This window comes from Vibrio sp. AK197 (assembly GCF_053903115.1).
Genome location: NZ_CP096430.1, coordinates 1,205,181 through 1,225,556, shown reverse-complemented (window position 1 = coordinate 1,225,556; position 20,376 = coordinate 1,205,181). Strand labels below are relative to the sequence as shown.

14 protein-coding genes and 1 pseudogene are annotated in these 20,376 nt (G+C 45.1%); 3 read left to right on the top strand and 12 right to left on the bottom strand.

What is annotated here, in order from left to right; translation table 11 throughout:
• The first annotated feature begins 105 nt into the window (after positions 1-105).
• Positions 106-2,253: a phosphate acetyltransferase gene (gene pta, locus M1D72_RS12920; RefSeq protein ID WP_390190480.1), complete on the top strand. Its 2,148-nt coding sequence runs from the start codon at positions 106-108 to the stop codon at positions 2,251-2,253.
• 335 nt (positions 2,254-2,588) lie between these two features.
• On the top strand, positions 2,589-3,710 hold the full coding sequence (locus M1D72_RS12915) for an OmpP1/FadL family transporter (RefSeq protein ID WP_456297141.1): 1,122 nt from the start codon (positions 2,589-2,591) through the stop codon (positions 3,708-3,710).
• A 32-nt stretch (positions 3,711-3,742) separates the two neighbouring features.
• Here the strand turns inward: M1D72_RS12915 and M1D72_RS12910 are convergent, their stop codons facing one another.
• From M1D72_RS12910 to M1D72_RS12860, 11 genes are all read right to left on the bottom strand, one after another.
• Positions 3,743-4,693, bottom strand: a complete 951-nt coding sequence (locus tag M1D72_RS12910) for a glutathione S-transferase family protein (RefSeq protein ID WP_390190482.1) — start codon at positions 4,691-4,693, stop codon at positions 3,743-3,745.
• 127 nt (positions 4,694-4,820) lie between these two features.
• Positions 4,821-6,020: an O-antigen ligase family protein gene (locus tag M1D72_RS12905; RefSeq protein WP_456297140.1), complete on the bottom strand. Its 1,200-nt coding sequence runs from the start codon at positions 6,018-6,020 to the stop codon at positions 4,821-4,823.
• A 368-nt stretch (positions 6,021-6,388) separates the two neighbouring features.
• Positions 6,389-7,381: a murein tripeptide/oligopeptide ABC transporter ATP binding protein OppF gene (gene oppF / locus M1D72_RS12900; protein ID WP_456297139.1), complete on the bottom strand. Its 993-nt coding sequence runs from the start codon at positions 7,379-7,381 to the stop codon at positions 6,389-6,391.
• On the bottom strand, positions 7,378-8,349 hold the full coding sequence (gene oppD / locus M1D72_RS12895) for an ABC transporter ATP-binding protein (RefSeq protein ID WP_390190486.1): 972 nt from the start codon (positions 8,347-8,349) through the stop codon (positions 7,378-7,380). The genes oppF and oppD overlap by 4 nt, the downstream gene beginning before the upstream one ends.
• Positions 8,350-8,378: 29 nt before the next feature.
• Positions 8,379-9,281 carry an oligopeptide ABC transporter permease OppC gene (gene oppC / locus M1D72_RS12890; RefSeq protein ID WP_456297138.1) on the bottom strand — a complete coding sequence of 301 codons (903 nt, stop codon included), beginning with the start codon at positions 9,279-9,281 and terminating at the stop codon, positions 8,379-8,381.
• Positions 9,282-9,294: 13 nt separating this feature from the next.
• The gene (gene oppB, locus M1D72_RS12885) at positions 9,295-10,215 is read right to left on the bottom strand and encodes an oligopeptide ABC transporter permease OppB (protein WP_390190490.1); all 921 of its coding nucleotides are present in this window, start codon (positions 10,213-10,215) and stop codon (positions 9,295-9,297) included.
• 105 nt (positions 10,216-10,320) lie between these two features.
• Positions 10,321-11,946, bottom strand: coding sequence for an ABC transporter substrate-binding protein (locus M1D72_RS12880; protein WP_456297137.1), 1,626 nt, complete (start codon positions 11,944-11,946; stop codon positions 10,321-10,323).
• Positions 11,947-12,750: 804 nt separating this feature from the next.
• A complete protein-coding gene (locus tag M1D72_RS12875) occupies positions 12,751-14,733 on the bottom strand; it encodes a methyl-accepting chemotaxis protein (protein WP_456297136.1) in 1,983 nt (660 codons plus the stop codon).
• Positions 14,734-14,788: 55 nt separating this feature from the next.
• Positions 14,789-15,730 (bottom strand): substrate-binding domain-containing protein, encoded by a 942-nt coding sequence (locus tag M1D72_RS12870; RefSeq protein WP_456297135.1) that lies wholly within the window; start codon positions 15,728-15,730, stop codon positions 14,789-14,791.
• A gap of 168 nt (positions 15,731-15,898) precedes the next feature.
• Positions 15,899-16,822 carry a LysR family transcriptional regulator gene (locus M1D72_RS12865; RefSeq protein ID WP_456297134.1) on the bottom strand — a complete coding sequence of 308 codons (924 nt, stop codon included), beginning with the start codon at positions 16,820-16,822 and terminating at the stop codon, positions 15,899-15,901.
• A gap of 81 nt (positions 16,823-16,903) precedes the next feature.
• Complete coding sequence (locus tag M1D72_RS12860; RefSeq protein ID WP_390190496.1) at positions 16,904-18,004, bottom strand: NADH:flavin oxidoreductase/NADH oxidase; 1,101 nt, start codon at positions 18,002-18,004, stop codon at positions 16,904-16,906.
• A gap of 303 nt (positions 18,005-18,307) precedes the next feature.
• On the opposite strand from M1D72_RS12860, the gene M1D72_RS12855 reads away from it, so the two are divergent.
• Positions 18,308-19,252 carry a LysR family transcriptional regulator gene (locus tag M1D72_RS12855; protein ID WP_456297133.1) on the top strand — a complete coding sequence of 315 codons (945 nt, stop codon included), beginning with the start codon at positions 18,308-18,310 and terminating at the stop codon, positions 19,250-19,252.
• A 67-nt stretch (positions 19,253-19,319) separates the two neighbouring features.
• On the opposite strand, the pseudogene acuI reads toward M1D72_RS12855, so the two are convergent.
• Positions 19,320-20,298 (bottom strand): annotated as a pseudogene (acuI, locus tag M1D72_RS12850) (acrylyl-CoA reductase (NADPH)).
• Positions 20,299-20,376 lie beyond the last annotated feature (78 nt).

The following is a 20,376-nucleotide window of genomic DNA, read 5'->3' as shown; positions in this document are numbered from 1 at the left end:
TTTTCTTTCTAATCTTAGAAAAAACTTCAGGGCTCATTTTCTATTCCACTGAAGCCCAGGAATAAGAAGTTGAGCTTTAATTCAATAGTTAAAGGTACTCTGCTAATGTCCCGTACTATTATGCTTATCCCTACTAGCGCTGGTGTTGGTCTTACTAGTGTCAGTATGGGTGTTCTTCGCGCGATGGAGCGCAAAGGCGTTAAAGTCTCTTTCTACAAACCTGTTTCTCAACCTCGTAGCGGTGGTGATCAACCAGATCTAACATCTACGATCGTTGCAGCAAACAGCACCATCAAAATTGGCGAGCCAATGCCAATGTCTGTGGTTGATAACCTTATCAGCAGCGACAAGATGGACGAGCTTTTGGAAACCGTTGTTGAGCGTTACAACCAGATCAACCAAGAATCTGAAGTCACCTTGATTGAAGGTTTGGTTCCTACTCGTAAACATCCTTTCGCAAACAGTGTAAACGCAGAAATTGCCGCAACACTTGGCGCTGAAATTGTATTGGTTGCAACCCCAGGTACTGACAACCCTTCACAGCTTAAAGAGCGTATTGAAGTCGCTTGTTCAAACTATGGCGGCACCAAGAATAAAAATATTTCAGGTGTCATCATCAACAAACTGAACGCGCCAGTCGATGATGCAGGACGCACCCGCCCTGACTTATCTGAAATCTTTGATGATGCCGACAGCGCAACTCAAAACCAGCTTGAAGTAATGCAAATCTTTAACTCAAGCCCAATTCGCGTTCTAGGTTGTGTGCCGTGGAGTATTGACCTCATTGCGACTCGTGCTATCGACATGGCCAAGCATTTAAACGCTGAAGTGGTTAACCAAGGTGATATCAATACGCGTCGTATTAAGAGCATCACTTTCTGTGCTCGTTCTCTACCGCACATGATTGAACACTTCAAACCAGGTTCACTGCTGGTGACTTCAGCTGACCGCCCTGACGTGATTGTTGCGGCAGCACTTGCTTCAATGAACGGTGTAGAAATCGGTGCCATCCTTCTGACAGGTGGTTACGATATGCCAAAAGAGATCGTTGATCTTTGTAAACCGGCATTTGAATCTGGCTTGCCAATTTTCAAAGCGCAAGGTAATACTTGGCAAACGTCTTTGAACTTGCAAAGCTTTAGCTTAGAAGTTCCTGCGAATGATAAAGAACGTATTGAATTCGTTAACGAGCACGTCGCAAGTCATATTGACGGCAACTGGATTGACTCTCTAACTGAAGGCTTTGAAAAATCTCGTCGCCTAAGCCCACCAGCGTTCCGTTACCAATTAACTGAATTTGCACGTAAAGCAGGCAAACGCATCATTCTTCCTGAAGGTGATGAGCCACGTACAGTAAAAGCGGCGGCTATCTGTGCCGAGCGCGGTATCGCGACTTGTGTGCTTCTCGGTAACCCTGCCGAAATTAAGCGTGTTGCTGAGCAACAAGGCGTTACCCTAGGCGCTGGCATTGAAATCATCGATTCAGCGGCTGTACGTGAGCAATACGTGCCACGCTTGGTTGAACTTCGCGGTGCGAAAGGCATGACTGAAGTTGTTGCTCGTGAAAAACTGGAAGATTCAGTATTCCTTGGCACAATGATGCTAGAAGCGAATGAAGTTGACGGTCTGGTGTCTGGCGCGGTTCATACCACGGCAAATACTATCGTACCTCCATTCCAGATCATCAAAACAGCCCCGAATACGTCAATCGTTTCTTCGATTTTCTTCATGCTGCTCCCTGACCAAGTATTGGTATACGGTGACTGTGCGATCAACCCAGATCCAAACGCAGAGCAATTGGCGGAAATCGCGATTCAATCTGCAGAATCTGCAGCGGCATTCGGTATCGATCCACGTGTTGCCATGATTTCTTACTCAACCGGCGAATCAGGTAAAGGTGCTGACGTAGATAAAGTACGTGAAGCAACACGTATCGCTCAAGAAAAACGTCCGGATCTTATCATTGACGGCCCACTTCAGTACGATGCGGCAATCATGGAGAACGTTGCTAAATCTAAAGCGCCAAACTCTCCAGTTGCGGGTAAAGCGACTGTATTTGTATTCCCTGACCTCAACACAGGTAACACAACGTACAAAGCGGTACAACGTAGTGCGGATCTTGTGTCAATTGGCCCAATGCTGCAAGGTATGCGTAAGCCAGTCAACGACTTGTCTCGCGGCGCATTGGTTGACGATATTGTTTACACTATCGCATTGACCGCGATTCAAGCGGCCCAAGCCGAAAACAAATAAAGCGTCAACGCCAGTTGTCATTATCAAGCCACTGTCATTACAGTGGCTTTTTTATTCCCCTTCCATTGGTTCTAAGCGCGGAACACAAAACTCCTTCGAGGGGGTTACTCACTCAATAATATCCTCAACAGATCGAATGATTTTTCCTGTATCTCCAGCGTGACTCATACAATCCACTCTATAGTTGTTAAAGAAACAACGAGTTAGAAATGACAACTCTGAACAATTTGCAGATTTCTCCTACATAACAAGAGATTACAACCTGTTCTTAGTCAAAATTTTCTGCACAGGAGTTTCTTAAAATTCGGTCCTTTCTCTAACAGAAGCGCATAACAATGAATAAAATTATCAAAGCAACCCTATCCTCGTCAGTGATTTTATGTTCATCAACTCAAGCAGCAGGCCTCTATCTTTATGAACTGGCGAACAGTGATGTTGGCTTTGCCTCAGCAGGCAATGCTGCCCGAGCTCAGGATGCCTCAGTACTAGCAACCAATCCTGCCGGGCTGAGCCATCTTAAAGGGCGCTCCTTTACTGGCGGACTACAAGGTTTATATGGTGATGCAACCTATGAAATGAACAGTGGTCGTGATGCAGGAAATGTGATTGGTTTTGTGCCAATGGGCTCAGCGTTTTATAGTCAGCAGATTGATGAACAACTGACCCTAGGTGTCGGCTTGTACGGCAACTATGGAATGGGGTTGGAATATGATAATTTCCCGATTTCAGAAGGTAAAACACAGAGTGTTGTGCTTCAACCTTCGGCTTCTTATCGCCTAAATGAACAATGGTCATTAGGAGCAGGACTGGGACTTCACTACGGTACCTTTGAAGCAAAAGGTCCAATTCTGAGCTCAGATGTCGATGATACTGACGTCGCCTACAACGCGAAACTCGGCGTATTATTTGAACCAAGCAGTAATACGCGCCTAGGCCTTGCCTATACATCAAAAGCTGAATTTGATTTCAAGCTATCGGGCAATATTGCCCCTCTTGATCTTGATTTCAGTACCAACAGCGGCGCAATCAGCCCACAACAAATTGCCTTTAGTGCCTATCACCGAGTTAACGACCAATTGGCGATCATGGGTAACTTAAACTGGCAGGATTGGAGTGATTATTCTTCAAATGATAAATTTCAAGATACCTACCAAATTGCTTTTGGCACACAATTTACCGTCAATCCAAACATTAAGTGGAATGCAGGGGTAGCCTACGATACCAGCATGTTTAAACATCAATACAACGGAGACGTCACCATCCCAACTGGCGGCGCTATCCGCATCGGGACAGGTATTGACTATGCGCTGAGCGGCGGCCGCACGCTTGGATTTGCTTTTACTGGCGTATTCATCGACTCATCGGAAGTAAGTGACCTCACGGAATCGTTAAACGGCCACTACCATAATCCGGCACTGTATTTCTTTACCACGACCTATTCTTGGTCCGCTAACTAAACAAAAAAAGAGCCGCTTTTGCGGCTCTTTGATTAAGCGGTAATCTCATCACGCCCATGTGGGCTCATTAAATCCAACGCAGGGCCTTTAGGCACAACTTGCGTTGGGTTAATTCCGGTATGGCTGAAATAGTAGTGACGTTTGATGTGGTAAAAATCAACGGTTTCTTCAACCCCTTGCCACTGATACAGCTCTTTTAGATACCCGTTAAGGTTTGGGTAATCAGCAATGCGCTTCTTGTTGCACTTAAAGTGCCCCACATATACTGGGTCAAAACGAACAAGCGTTGTAAAGAGACGCCAATCGGCTTCAGTGACCTGTGTTCCCGCGAGATAACGATGCGTTGCCAAATGCGCCTCTACCTTATCTAACGCCTCAAACAGGCTATCGTAGGCTTCTTCATAGGCATCCTGTGTCGTGGCAAATCCACAGCGGTACACCCCGTTGTTAATATTGGGGTAGATGTATTCATTCCAGTGGTCAATGACCGGACGCAATGCTTCTGGATAGTAGTCTTCCGTATTACCGGTGAGCTCATTAAATTCTGAGTTAAACATGCGAATGATTTCAGACGACTCATTGCTCACAATCGTGTTGGTCTTCTTATCCCAAAGCACTGGTACAGTCACGCGGCCGCTGTAATCAGGCTTGGCTTGCGTGTAAATCTGGTGCATTTTCGTGTGGCCAAATAAAGGCTCTGGTAGCCCCATCGTCCAACCTTCACTTAACATATCAGGGCAGACAACCGTCACATCAATGTGTGACTCTAAGCCTTTGAGCTTGCGGAAAATCAGGGTTCGATGCGCCCAAGGGCACGCAAGGGAGACATAAAGGTGATAACGGCCAGACTCCGGTTGAAATGTTGCGTCAGGGCTATTTTTTACCCAATCACGAAATCCGGCGTCTTCACGCACGAACTTACCACCACTGGACTTCGTATCGTACCAAACGTCGTGCCATACTCCTTCAACTAATTTACCCATACTTCACCTACCCGTAAATTGCTTACTATTTATTGATAACTCATTGTAAAACTCCCCTTTGATGACAACACCGGAACAATTTGGTCTAGTCATTCAAAAAACTTGAAGGTAAAGAAAATGGAAGCGACTAAGGCTGATTCGGCGACTCGATACAATTGTACCCTCCCCAAAATTGGGTTTTAAAACGCAACTCTTTAATCTGGTCATTTGAAACCTCAATCGGATACTGCTCTATTCTTAAATATGCTCGGTAACTAACCGCCACCAAAACGAGCAGCATAACCACAATTAATACGCTATGTCGCGCGGCGCGAAACCGGGAGCTTTGATATTCAGACCGGGAAAGGCTTGCCCAAAACATAGCCGTAGAAAGGACAGCGGCAAACTGGCTTAACGCAGAATCTAATACTCCCGACACTAAACTGTATGAAAGCCCGACAAGCAAATTGACACCTAGCGCTTTGGTTCGTACTGAACGACAACACCAAATTTTTTTAATCAACAACCACACCAACGCAAAGCATGATAGCAGCGATAACACCCCCCAATGGATCCATATGTTTAATACCGCATTATGAGGACGACCAAAAGCAAACGGCTGACAAACAAAAAAGCCGCCGCCTTTTCCCCAAAATGACAAGCTCTCTAAAGACTCTAACCACAACGCAATGCGTCCAGAACTCGACGTTCTAACCTGCAGGTCCTCATAAGGAATATCCAAAATATAGGAAGGTAGCGGGTTAAAAAACACCAATGAAATCGCTAGGCCAGCAGTTAACCCAGTAAACCACATTTTAAACCATTGCTTACGATGTGCTCGGTCAACAATTGTCATACATAGGAAACCAAAATTAACAGCCAGCAATGCGCCTCTCGCATCTAAGGTGAAACACAAAGAGAAGCTGACGGCCAACACGAAAAATAACCCGTAACCACCACGACGATGGCGCGGCCAGTAAGTCAGTATTAAGTATGCAAGTGGCATGTATAGCCAAACTTGCACCTGGCTGATAAACCTAGGGTTTGAGAAACCAACAAAGGTATTCTTATCGACGGGTAATGAAAGTGACAAACGGTAAAAAAAACCGACCGCAACGCTTAAAAAAAGCAGCCCATTCAAAATAATAATCAGACGAAAGAAAAAAGGCGGTTCCGTTGATAGATAAAGAGAAAAATAGCCGATTAATACGATAAGCCCCAGTAAATAAAGCCATTGCGTCCAAGCGCTTACCGGATATTGAGCCAATAAAGTTGGAATCAGTGAAAATAAGCAAAACCCCATCAGAGTAAGCTTTACGGGGCTAGAAAGGCTAAAAAACCGCGTCATGAGTGCATGTCTTTCTCGAAACGAGACTATGAGAATCAACGCTAAGACAGCGAGCAAACCGATAACATAAAATCGTTTAATGTCATAAAGTAAAACGAGGTTGGAGCGAGGAACCCACACGTTAAAACACAAAAGAATCAGCATAAAAAATGCTAACGAGTTAAAGGTTTGTCTAAGCGGTGAGTGAACTCCCATCTTCTCTTAATTCCTTTCTGTACCAATAACCATGAATCTTGTGATTCAGTTAACTAAAGTACAACAATCGGTAAAAGTATAGGTGTTACTTTATATTTCATGAACTTACAGCATAAAAAAAGCGCGGTTCCAAAGGATACCGCGCTTAAGCCCGTCACAGGCTGAATGACGTTTTACACTTCAACGTGTAAACAGGATACTGAATGAACATCAGTACCTTTAATGGTTGGACGCTGCTGCGCACACTCTGCTGTCGCTTTCGGACAGCGAGTTCTAAATACACAACCCGATGGTGGATTAATTGGTGATGGTAAGTCACCTTCCAACATCTCAATTTGTTTACCGCGTTCAATTTTCGGATCGGGAATTGGAACCGCTGACATCAAAGCGCGAGTATAGGGATGTTTTGGATCCGCAAACAGTTCCTCTGCTTCTCCCATCTCAACCGCATTACCGAGATACATCACCAATACACGGTCAGAGATATGTTTGACGACCGACAAGTCATGCGCAATAAACACCAAAGATAACCCAAGCTCTTGTTGAATCTCTTTCAATAAGTTAACCACCTGAGCCTGAATCGACACATCAAGTGCCGATACGGGTTCATCACAGATGATCATCTTTGGATTAAGAATCAATGCTCGCGCAATACCGATACGCTGACATTGACCACCCGAGAATTCATGCGGATAGCGGTTAATCACGTTAGGTAACAGGCCGACTTTCGCCATCATCTCTTTAACACGGTCTTTCACTTCCGTTTTCGACAATTCTGGGTAAAAAGTCTTCAACGGTTCAGCGATGATATCACCAATCGTCATACGCGGGTTCAGAGAAGCGAGAGGATCTTGGAAAATCATCTGCATATCTTTGCGTGTTTCACGGCGCTGAACATCACGCATTTTAGTGACGTCTTGGCCAAGCCAAACCACTTCTCCATCAGTCGCTTCAACCAAGCCAATGATAGCGCGAGCGAATGTCGATTTACCACAACCTGACTCACCCACCACGCCGAGCGTTTCACCTTCAAAAAGGCGAATGTCTACGCCATCAACCGCTTTCAATTTCGACGGCTTTGAGAAAGGCCAAGCAGACTTAGACGCAATACTAAAATGAACTTTAAGATCTTTAACGTCTAGCAAGACTTTTTTATCTGTACTCATTTGTTCCAAGTCTCCCAATCAGAAAAACATGCACGTTGACGGCCATTTTCAAATGGAGTCAAAATCGGCGTTTCGCGCTTACAACGGTCCATAACTCGATGGCAACGTTCTTGGTAAGGGCACCCTGTTGGTAAACGCAATAAGTTCGGTGGGTTACCTGGAATGGTTGGCAAGATATCCCCTTCGGTATCAAGACGAGGAATCGCCTTGAGAAGACCTTCCGCATAAGGGTGGCTTGGGTTATAGAAAATATCATCAACCGTACCGTACTCCATCGTACGGCCCGCATACATTACCAGCACTTTGTCGCATGAGCCTGCCACCACACCTAAGTCGTGAGTGATCATGATAATAGCGGTATTGAACTCGTCTTTCAGTTCATTAAGCAAATCCATAATCTGTGCTTGAACCGTCACATCGAGCGCGGTTGTCGGTTCATCAGCAATCAGCAGTTTGGGACGGCACAATAACGCCATCGCAATCATTACACGCTGGCGCATACCGCCTGAAAACTCATGTGGGTACATCGTAATACGTTTACGAGCCTCGGGAATTTTAACCGCTTCAAGCATGCGTACTGATTCTTCAAACGCTTCCGCTTTGCTGACGCCTTTATGCAGCATCAATACTTCCATCAATTGGTCACTCACCTTCATGTAAGGATTCAGTGACGTCATAGGATCTTGGAAGATCATCGCGATTTGCTCTGCGCGTACTTTATTCAATGCTTTCTCAGGCAGGTTAAGAATTTCCTTGCCTTCAAATTTGGCGCTACCAGAAATAATCCCGTTTTTCGCCAATAGTCCCATAATCGCAAATACGGTTTGAGACTTACCTGAACCTGACTCACCAACAATACCTAAGGTTTCACCTTGGTTTAGCGAGAAGTTCAAATCGTTTACTGCGGTGACAATTCCATCTTGTGTGGTGAATTCGACCCGCAAATCTTTGACATCTAATAAACTCATCATTGCTTCCTTAATCTTGCTGTTTTTATTTATCGGTCTTTTGGATCGAGTGCGTCACGCAGACCATCACCAACGTAGTTGAAGCAGAATAGAGTCACGACCATAAATGCAGCAGGGAAAGTTAGCTGCCAAATCGCCACTTCCATTGTTTGAGAACCTTCTTGCAGAAGTGCGCCCCAACTTGTCATCGGCTCTTGAACACCAAGACCTAGGAATGAAAGGAATGATTCCGTTAGAATCATGCTTGGAATCAACAGCGTAGAGTACACTGCTACAATACCAAGCACGTTTGGAACAATGTGTTTTGTAATGATATTCCATTGGCTGACACCACAAACGTGGGCGGCTTCGATAAATTCTTTGCTACGTAAGCTTAGAGTTTGACCACGAACGATTCGTGCCATATCGAGCCATGCAATCGCGCCGATCGCCACAAAAATAAGGAAGATATTACGTCCAAAAAACGTGACCAGTACAATCACGAGGAACATGAATGGTACCGCATATAAAATTTCTAATATGCGCATCATGATACGGTCAGTACGACCACCAATAAAGCCAGAGGCCGCACCATAAAGGGTTCCAATAAGCACCGCAACCAGCGCGCCCATGACACCCACCATCAAGGAAATACGACCGCCCACCAGCGTACGAACAAACAGGTCTCGACCTAGTGCGTCAGTACCAAACAAGTGCTCCATCGACGGCGCTGCATGCATCGCATACCAGTCAGTATCGTCATAAGTGTATTGAGATAACATTGGCAGGAAGATGACCGCCATTGTCATAATAAATAGAATAGCGAGACTCGCCATTGCCGCTTTGTTACGCATAAAGCGAATACGAGCGTCTTGCCATAGGCTGCGGCCTTCTATCTCAAGGTTTTCTGAGAACTTTTCAACCGCGTCCAAGTTTTCTTTTTTCGTCAACATAACCGACTTCCTGTTAGTAGCGAATTTTTGGATCAATCATTGCCAGCAAAATATCGACAACGGCATTGAATAGAATGAAGAGGAAACCAATTAAAATGGTCACGCCCATTACTAGCGAGTAATCACGGTTAAATGCTGCATTGACAAACAGCTTACCGATACCCGGAAGACCAAAAATCGTTTCAACCACAACCGAGCCAGTAATAATACCGACGAACGCTGGGCCCATGTAAGAAACAACAGGAAGTAGTGCCGGCTTAAGTGCATGCTTAACCACGATATATGGGTAGCTAAGACCTTTAGCACGAGCCGTACGAATAAAGTTACTGTTCAATGTTTCAATCATCGAACCACGAGTAATTCGGGCAAAAGTCGCGACATAAAGCAGAGACATTGCGACAACAGGCAGTGCCATGTACTTGAATGAACCATCAAGCCAGCCCCCTGCTGGGAACCACCCCATATTAATCGAGAATATGTAGATCAGTACTGGCGCTAACACAAAGGAAGGCATGACCACCCCAAGCATGGCCGTTGACATTATCGTGTAATCCACCCAAGTGTTTTGCCGCAATGCGGCAATGGTGCCCACAGATACCCCCATAATGACGGTAAAGATAAAGGCAGCAAAGCCCACTTTTGCAGACACAGGAAGCGCACTCGAAATGAGCTCGTTCACTGAGTAATCTTTGTATTTGAAGGAAGGTCCAAAATCACCATGCAAAATATTGGTTAGATATGTAATGTATTGCTCGGATACAGGTTTATCTAAACCATACTTAGCATTAATGTTCGCCATTACTTCTGGAGGTAATGGTCGCTCACTTGAAAATGGGTTACCTGGCGCGAAGCGCATAAGAAAGAAGGATATGGTAATCAGCACCAACAAGGTTGGGATCGCTTCAAATATCCGTTTTGCTATGAACTTAAGCATAAACTCACTCTTTCAGTCTGTGACTATTATTTAAAAGTAGAAAGACGCTGCATGTGTCGCCACATGCAGTGTCTGAATATTATATTTATTTTCGCTGGTTATTACTTATTTCGCGATGATGTAAAGATCTTTAGCGTAGATCTTATCTTCTGCGTTGTTCGCAGGATAGCCACCAACGGTTGGTGAAACTAGGCGAGACTTAACGTATTGGTAAACTGGCGCGATAGGCATATCGCGAGCAAGCAGTTTTTCAGCTTCAGTGTAAAGCGCAGAACGCTCGTCATCTGAAGTTGAGTTCATTGCTTTTTCCATCACTGCGTCATACTCAGCGCTATGGTACTTCTGGTCGTTTGACGCATTGTTCGATTGCATCAACGATAGGAAAGTAGACGCTTCGTTGTAGTCACCACACCAACCGGCACGAGTCACATCGTAGTTACCATCACGACGAGTATCTAGGAATGTTTTCCACTCTTGGTTTTCAAGAGAGATATCAACACCAAGTGATTTTTTCCACATAGACTGGATTGCCGTAGCAATTTTCTTGTGGTTTTCAGATGTGTTGTAAAGCAACGTGAAGTGAAGAGGGTTTGACTTATCAAAACCTGCTTCCGCTAGCAATTTCTTCGCTTCAGCAATACGCTCTTTTTGAGTCATCTTGCCGTATGCAGGCATATCAGGGTTAAATCCAGCTGTGATTTCCGGAGTCAGGAAGTAAGCCGGTTTTTGACCTTGACCTAGAATCGCACCAGTGATGATGTCACGGTCAATGGCGTAAGAAAGCGCTTTACGAACACGAACATCGTCAAAAGGCGCTTTACGGTTGTTGAAGCCGTAGTAGTAAGTACATAGGTTACCCTGTACATGTACTGATTCAGGATGCTCTTTTTTCAGACGTTTGAAGTGCTCAAGCGGTAATTCGTTAGTGATTTGAATTTCACCTGATAGGAAACGGTTCATTTCAGACACTTGGTTTTCGATTGGCAGGTAAGTCACCTGATCCAATACCGTGTGCTCGTTATCCCAGTAATTAGGGTTACGTTTAAGAACCATACGCTCGTTGACAACCCAGTTATCAAGAACGAACGCACCGTTGCCTACGAAATGCTCAGGTTTAGTCCACTCATCGCCCCATTTTTCAACAGTCGCTTTGTGAACAGGTTTAACAGTCGTGTGACCCATCATCTTAACGAAGTATGGTACGGCTGTTTCTAAATCAATTTGTAGCGTGTGAGCGTCCAGTGCTTTAACACCCAGAGTCTCTTTGTCTTTTTTCCCTGCAATGATATCTGCAGCGTTCACCATCGTCGTCATTTCAAGATACCACGAGTATGGAGAAGCCGTTGCAGGATCAACAGCACGCTTAAAGCTATAAACGAAATCTTCAGCGGTCACAGGATCGCCATTTGACCATTTCGCATCGCTACGAAGATGGAAAATGAAAGATTTGTTGTCCTTAGTTTCCCAGCTTTCAGCAACACCTGGAATGGTATTACCGTTAGCATCTTGGTTAACCAGACCTTCTAACAGATCACGAATAACGTTTGATTCTGGAACACCCTCAGTTTTATGAGGATCAATAGAAGCGACTTCAGTACCGTTACCACGAACAAGTTCTTGCGCTTTTGCTAATTTAGTACCAGCGGGAACATTCGCAGCGTAAGAAGCCGTAGAGGCCACTGCAAGACCAGCACCAAGAAGAAGTGCTGTGGTGATTTTGTTTTTATACATGCGTAAAACTCCGAGTTTTAATTTTGCATCCATGACTTCTTTGCAGGTTCACTAGAACGGTCAGTGATTTAGATTTATTTAGCTCAAAAAGTAAGCAGAAAACTCTAAAACCCTACAAAGATTGCGGCACACATTAGCAATCATTGGAGCAATTTGCCATAAATATGTAGCAAGAAATGGGATAATTCTTCATCCAATGTAACTACTCAGTCATTAATATCGAAATATCGATATTTTGCAGTGAATCAGAATATGTAATCCATTGCAGATAGAGAGACGTGCCTGATTATCTAGCGAACGACTAGTTTGTAGCATTCTGTGCTAAATAACGATCGACAAATCTACCACTACCTCTAACACTAAGCGAACATTTCACGCGATAGATGTTGAAAATACAGTAAAAACGTGAATTCCATCACCTAACAAGTTGCGTATAATTGCGGTTTTTATGTGATTTTGGTCGTCATAAAAAAACCAAAACGTGCACATTTTGAGCAAAAAATCCCGTTTGCTTTCCCACCATTTTGCCGTCATATACCTAGCTTAATTATCTAATTATAACCAGATAGCAAGAATTTAATGTCGGTACATAACCTTAAGCTATATACGAAAAGTCTGAATGACGTAAAAAACGCGTTGAGGGATAGAAGAGCGAACGGTACTAAAGTTTACGAATTTAAACTTTAGTACCACTCGGTATATATAATGCTGTTCTTTAAAGAATTAAGTGAGACATCGACAAAGGGTACATCATCGCCTCTGAGTTAATTACCCTGAGGCGATGCGCTTAAGCGTATATATAATTTACACCTTAAATTGATCGATTAGCTGGCGCTGTTTGATGGATTGCTCTTTCAAGCTTTGACTCGACTGTGTATTTTCTTTCGCTCCTTCAGCGGTTTGCTCTGCCGAGTCGCTAATATGCACAACACTGGCACTGATCTCTCTAGCTGTGGTGCTTTGTTCATCGGTAGCCGTAGCAATCTGCATATTCATTTCGACGATTTCACCAATGACTTTACTCATGCGAGTCAGACCATCACCTGCTTGCTCTGCCACCGCCACATTCGATTCGTTCTTGCTGACGTTAACATTAATAGTCTCGACAACCGCTTGAATTAATCGTTGCATTATCTCAATCATGTTTTGGATTTCTTCGGTTGACTTTTTGGTTCGACTCGCCAAGTTTCGCACCTCATCTGCCACCACGGCAAACCCTCTTCCTTGCTCACCCGCTCTAGCTGCTTCTATCGCCGCGTTAAGCGCAAGTAAATTTGTCTGCTCCGCGATATCTTGAATCGTTTCGATAATGCTATCTATTTTGCGGCCATATTCATTCAGCTCAATCGCTGTTTTCGACGTTTTTTCTATCTGCTCCGCTTGTTCTTTAATATTACTGATCGCCTGTTTAATGCTGACCCCAACCTCGGTTACCTGCTCATTCGCCTGCTCAGCGGCCATCATTGTATCTTGTGCTCGCTGCGCCACTTCGGCAACCGAACATTCCATTTCCGTCATCGCTGACGCTGTCGTTTCAAGCAAATGCCGCTGATGCGACACCGCTTGAGTGGTGCTGTCACTGATTTGTGCGTTACGATCGGCGACATCGGTCAATTCACCTGCTGAGATATTAAGTGAGCTAAATACATTACGTAGATTTTCAGCGAGATTATTCAAATAGCCGCCCAACTCTCCAAATTCATTTTTCGCCGAATGCTCAAACTCGACACTCAAATCCCCTTTCGTCATGGTCATCAGTGCTTCACGGAACTGACCGAGCATTTTGCGAATCCATGTTGCAATCCATAGCGGCAGAATAATCGCGATCGCAAGTGCGATAGCGCTAACGGTGATTGTGGTTTTTTTAATCACACCAATATTACCATCGGTGTTGGTCTGTGCTTGCTGGACGATACCGCGAGATTGATCAACAAACTTATTGACCGATGTGAGAAGCGAATCGATGCTTTGCTTGGTCTGAACTAAAAGCTCAGCAATCTGTTTGTTGTTTTTATCATCAAGCAAATAAAGTTTGTATAAGCCATCATCATCACGTAGCTCACTCAGCAGTGGCACTAACATCAGGCTAAATAGCTTTCCAATATCACCGTCAATTTGTTGAATCTGTTGGAAGCGTTTCTCAATCACCACATCCATCCCTTCAATACCGTTAACTAAAGCCTGCGGATTCCCATTGACCAAGTAACTGTTGAAAGCCGTGAGCACTTGTTTTACTTCACGGTCAAGACCTTGCATCGTCAACGTAAAGTCTTGCCCTAAATAAGCGCGTTTCGAATATTTGTTAAGATAGTAAGTGAGCCGACGTTCAATGTTGCTCATGATCCTCAACTGAGCATTAATTTCAGCGTTCACCTCAAGATCACTGCGCTGCAAATTGAACAGCTGATTCGCCTGTTCGACATACGCCGCCCTCACCTTTTGTATCATCGCCAGTTCAGTTTTGAGCACCGAATTGGATTCAATAACATGTGTTGGTATCGACGCTAAGGTTTGCGTCACTTGCTGATTAAAATCCTTAAACTCGGACTCTAACTCATCAACAACCTCAGGATTCGACACACTAAAAATCGACATTACGCGCTCATTTTGCTGTAAAACATCAATTTTAATGTTATTGGCTCGCTGTGAAACGGGCAGCGTCTCATGGGTAACCTGATTCAAGTCCTCCTGAATTTTGGAGATCGAAACATAGCTAACAATGACAATGGTAAGAAGCGCCAACAGCAGGATCAAAAATCCACCGACAATTCTTTGAACTAAAGACATAAATGCATCCTCAATATATCAAACTGGACCACTCGATAAGGGAATGAACCACCCATTACTTCATGAACTGTTGGTAGTTTTCTGGTGTCACTAAACGAAACGGAATCCATACGGTTTTCTCGCGTTGCGTTCCATTCATAAGTCGATAAGCGGCCTCGACAGCAGACACACCTTGGCTCTCTGCGTCTTGAAGTACAGTGACGTCCAAGTTGCCCGCTTGCATCTCCAGTAACGCGTCCGCCGTGGCATCAATTCCGCCGGTTAAATAAGGTTTAGGATTCTGACCCGCGTCTTTAAGTGCCATAATCCCACCCAGGATCATTTCATCGTTGTTCGCCACCAGTACTTTAAAATCAACCCCTTCTTTCACCCACTCGGTAACTAACTTATACGCTTGGTTGCGCTGCCAATTGGCCGTTTCGCTTTTGACCAAATTCATATTGGGGTATTTGGCCAAAACATTTTTGACATCTTGAGTTCGGACCTTGGCCGCAGGATGGTTTGGCTCACCAATCAATAGCGCCACATTTCCTTCATACCCCGCTAGTCGGGCTAATTCTTCCATCTCCATCGTGCCTGACTGCTCTTCATTCGAACCGACATAAACGCTGTTGTCAGGCAGAGCGTTTAAATCCTTTAGTGGCTCAACATTGACAAACACTATGGGCACTTGCTTAGCGAACTCGAGTAACTTTAAGTTTTGCTCCTGGTTTCCTGCCGATAATACAATAATCGCGTCGGCCCCAACGTCGACATAGCGCTGCACCTGTTTATATTGGATATCAAAATCCCCAGAGGCGGAATCAATGTAGATTTCATCACCGCGGCGGTCGACCGTGGCTTCAATACTTGCTGTGATCAAATTCCGAAAGTTATCTTCGGCACTCACTGATACCGCGATAAACTTTGCGTGAACATGTAAGGGAAATAACAGCCCGCCCAGTACGACAAGCACTGAGCGGACTATCGAGGCAAGATGTAAAAAATCTCTTTTCATGGCGACTCCAAGCACATTCGGTCGATTACAAACTTCGAGGTATCACTCTTAAGTTTAATAATAGACACGGCTTTTTCGTCCTGTTCATAAATTGCTGAATATGTGAACGAATACACTAATCGCGATGAATATGGAAATATCAACTCATGTGGGTAATTGAAGCGCGCTTTACACGCAGCTCAAAATGTCTTTGATTTGCTCACGCAGCCATTTGCGCAGTGGGTCAGCATGCGTTCGCTCGTGCCACACTTGAGAAATGGTCGCGGTGGGAATTTCTAGCGGCAACTCATGTATGACTAAGCGTTTAGGCTCTCGTTCGACAGCCTGCTTTGCCAAACTCTGTAAACAGGTCACCACTAGATTCGGGCATTCACCGTCAGCAATAATCTGGCTGGGAACAAGAAAGCTCGACAATCCGGCCATAATTCGGCGCTGGCGACCAAGTTGATTGAGCTGCTGGTCAATCACACCATTAAGATCCCCAGTTAACGTAGTCACTAGGTGCTCACTGGCTAAATAACTTTCCAAATCAAGCTCGTCACGAATATGTTGATTCTGGGTATTGGCTAAAACCACAAACGGTTGATTCATTAATGATTGCTGACGAAAAGTATCGGGTAGCTGCTTAAAAAAGCCCGCAATGGCGAGATCACATTGCCCTTTTTCTAATTCGGTTCTCGGTAAAGCGCCTCGCGTGTTACGCGTAATCACCGTCACATTGGGTGCACATTTTCGAATTCGGCACAGCAAAGGAGGAAAGAGAAGCTGCTCGATGTAATCAGTCGTGTAGATATAGATGCGGTCATCACGTTGTTCAAAATGCGGCTCAATGTGAGCAGAATAAAAACGCTCAAGGTTGGGCACCAATTGATTAATCTGCTTCGCGATGGAGTGAGCCTTTGGCGTTGGTGTTAACCCGCGAGGCGCTTTAACAAATAAACTGTCGTTCCACTCATGGCGAAGTTTATTCAGTTTATGACTCAGCGCAGGTTGGCTGATAGCAAGTATTTCAGCCGCTCGAGATGCATTTTGCTCCTGATAAAGCACATGAAAAATCAACAGTAAATTCAGGTCGCGATGAAGTAAATTCATAATAAAGTTCTGGCTACTCAACATCATTAAAGTAAAAGCCCGGCTCTTTGGCCGGGCTTTTATACTAGCATACGCTGCGCATTAATCGGCTAACGCGTAACGCTCTAACCAGTGTGCATATGGCGCAGGTAATGTCCACGATGGTTTCTCAATACCTAACTGTTTGGCAACACGGTAAGTCCAATGAGGATCCGCCAAATACGCACGCCCAATCATGACAACATCAAGCTGCTGCTCTGCCACAACACGTTCTGAGTCTTGCGGCTTATCAATGCCCCATGCTGAGGCTACTGGTAACCCGGTTTCCTTGCGAACACGTTCTGCGATAGGGGCTAAAAATGCTGGCCCCCAAGGAATTTGTGCGTCCGGAGTCGAGAATCCCATGCTAACACTCAGCATGTCGAGCCCGCGCTGCTTCATCTGTTTGGTTAATTCAATGGCTTCCTGCAATGTTTCTTCATCACGTCCATCAAATTCAATCACCCCAAAACGTGCAGTTAATGGCAACTCTTCAGGCCATACCTCGCGCACAGCTTCTAATGTTTCAAGTAAGAAACGACCACGACCTTCTGGGCTACCACCATATTGGTCATCACGCTGGTTGGCATGAACGGAGAAAAAGCTTTGCGCCAAGTAGCCGTGGGCGAAATGCAATTCTAACCACTCAAAGCCCGCGTCACGAGCACGAATCGCCGCTTGAACAAAATCGTGTTTAACACGTTGAATATCCTCAACGGTCATCGCTTTTGGCTGTTTAGGTAGATTGGCACCAAATGCAACAGCCGATGGGGAAATAGTATCCCAGCCTTGAGGATCGGCAGAGTCAATATGATCATCGCCTTTCCATGGAGCATTTGCGCTTGCTTTACGACCCGCATGACCAATTTGAATACCCGGTACGCTGCCATTATCTTTAATTGATTGAGCAATCGTTGCCAAGCCTTTGGCTTGTTCTTCATTCCACAGTCCTAAACAGTTAGGCGAAATGCGCCCTTCTGGTGATACGGCTGTCGCTTCAACAATCACTAAACCTGCTCCACCACGGGCTAAACCCGCATAATGCACTTGGTGCCAGTCATTGACCAAGCCATCTTCAGCACTATATTGGCACATAGGCGGCACCGCGATGCGGTTCTTCAGAGTGACAGACTTTAATGTAAACGGTTCAAATAGAGCCGACATAAACACCTCTTTATTCTTCAAATTTAATGACTAAAATGCCATCCACAACGATGAATCACTTAACGTGCATCGTGAGCAATCACAAGGATAGAAGCGTCAGCCGCTTTTCATTTCTTCGCTTTATCGTTTGGTGCTTACACACCTAAAATGATGACAGCTATACTACGCGAGCCTGCGTTATTCAAAAACTTCCAATTATTTATAATAGATATCGAATTAACGAATAACCTTCATTCATAAACACTACTCGCTTGGTCGAGAAATTGGTTACACTGCGTACATCATCCCAGCCGTAAAGCCGTCATGAAACTTGAAGATATCTATCGCCGCGATTTAAATTTGCTTGTAGCACTAAGGGTACTGATTGAAGAATGCAGTGTCAGCCGAGCAGCCGAGCGTTTAAACCTAAGTCAGTCTGCAATGAGCCGAGTACTCGCGAGACTACGCGAGTTGTTAGATGACCCGTTATTTACTCGTCAAGGCCAGCGCCTAGTTGCCACCCAAAAAGCGTTAGAGATCAATCAAGCAATGCAACAACCGCTGGAGTCAATTCTCGGTTTACTGTCACCAAACGAATTCGATCCCAAGACATGCAGTCAAACCTTCAAAGTCGCCACGACCGATTATGCGATGCAAACTATACTGCCTTTTGCTCTACCTCGAATTTATCAAGAGGCTCCCCACCTGTCCCTTGAACTGATTCCACTTCGCCATAACAAGCTTGCTGAACAACTCAGCCATGAAGGAGCTGATCTAGCGATTTGTCGCCCAACACTACAAGTCGCGCCATTACGTAGTGAGTTTTTAGGCCGCGTTGGTGTCATGTGTCTGGTATCAAAGCAGCATCCTATCGCCAACCAAGCCATGACTCTTGATGACTATTTATCGTATCCGCATGCGATGATTGCCATCAGTGATGGTGTCAAAGCATTAATCGATAATGCCCTAGCGACACAGCCCTCACGACGCATGGTACTTCGCGCTTATCATTTGGAAACGGCACTGGCGATAGTTGAAACGATGCCACTGATCATTACTGTCCCTGCCGACTTAGCTTACTTGGTCGGCGAACGTTACGGATTAGTGGTAAAACCACTGCCGTTTGATTTCTCGGCGTTTGACTATTCGATGATTTGGCATCCACGCTGCGACCATTCACCAGCCCAAGCGTGGCTTCGAAAAACCCTGAGTCAGGAGTGTGGGCGTTTGATTGCAAAGCGCATTGAAGATATGGGATTAGAAACTTGATTTGATGACGGATAAAAAGCCATGGCATTAGGATACCATGGCTTTTTACTGGTTTAATCTAGCCAGATTATAACTTGATCACCACACGTCCGGTTACTTGGCCTTGAGTGATCGATTCAGCAAATGTAGGAACTTGCTCTAACGTAATTTCAGAACAAGCCTGCTGGAAATAGCTTGCCGGTAACAGAGAAGCCAGCTTATCCCACGCCGCAACACGCTTCTCATAAGGACAATTCACGGAATCCGCCCTGTAAACGTACGTTACGCAAAATAAAAGGCATCACGGTTGTCGGTAAATCAAAGCCACCCGCCAAACCACAGGCAGCGACGGTGCTGTTGTAATCCATCTGTGCAAGAACTTTCGCCAAGACTTTGCTGCCCACCGTATCGATAGCACCAGCCCAAACTTGCTTTTCAAGCGGACGTGCAGGCTCTTCAAATTCACTGCGCTCAATCACGCGTTTGGCGCCAAGTTGTTCAAGCAGTGGTCCATTTTCAGCCGCGCGCCCTGTTACTGCCGCAACTTGATAACCCAATTCGTTGAGTAAGGTAACTGCGACAGAGCCCACACCGCCACTCGCACCTGTCACTAAGATCTCACCTGCATCGGGGGTGATGCCCGCATCAAGGATGGCTTGAACACATAGCATGGCGGTAAATCCGGCCGTTCCGACCATCATCGCTTGTTTGCCATTGAGTTTTTCAGTTAAAGGGACTAACCACTCTGATTTTACACGTGCCTTTTGCGCCATGCCGCCCCAGTGATTTTCACCAACGCCCCAACCGGTAAGGACCACTTGGTCACCGGCTTGATAACGTTCATTCGCTGACTCGACGACAGTCCCGGTAAAGTCGATGCCAGGCACCATCGGGAATTGACGAATGATTTTTCCTTTTCCGGTAACCGCCAAACCATCTTTATAATTGAGTGATGAGTAATCAACTTCAACTAACACATCACCTTCGGGTAATTGCGCAGTCTCGATCTGCTCAACATTTGCAATGGTACGTTTATCTTCTTGGTTTAAAATCAGAGCATTAAACATTCTGTTCTCCATATCGTCATGAGATGACGTGTGTAATTCGATAAAGTTTAACCACGGCAATTGTAGTCATAGCTAAAA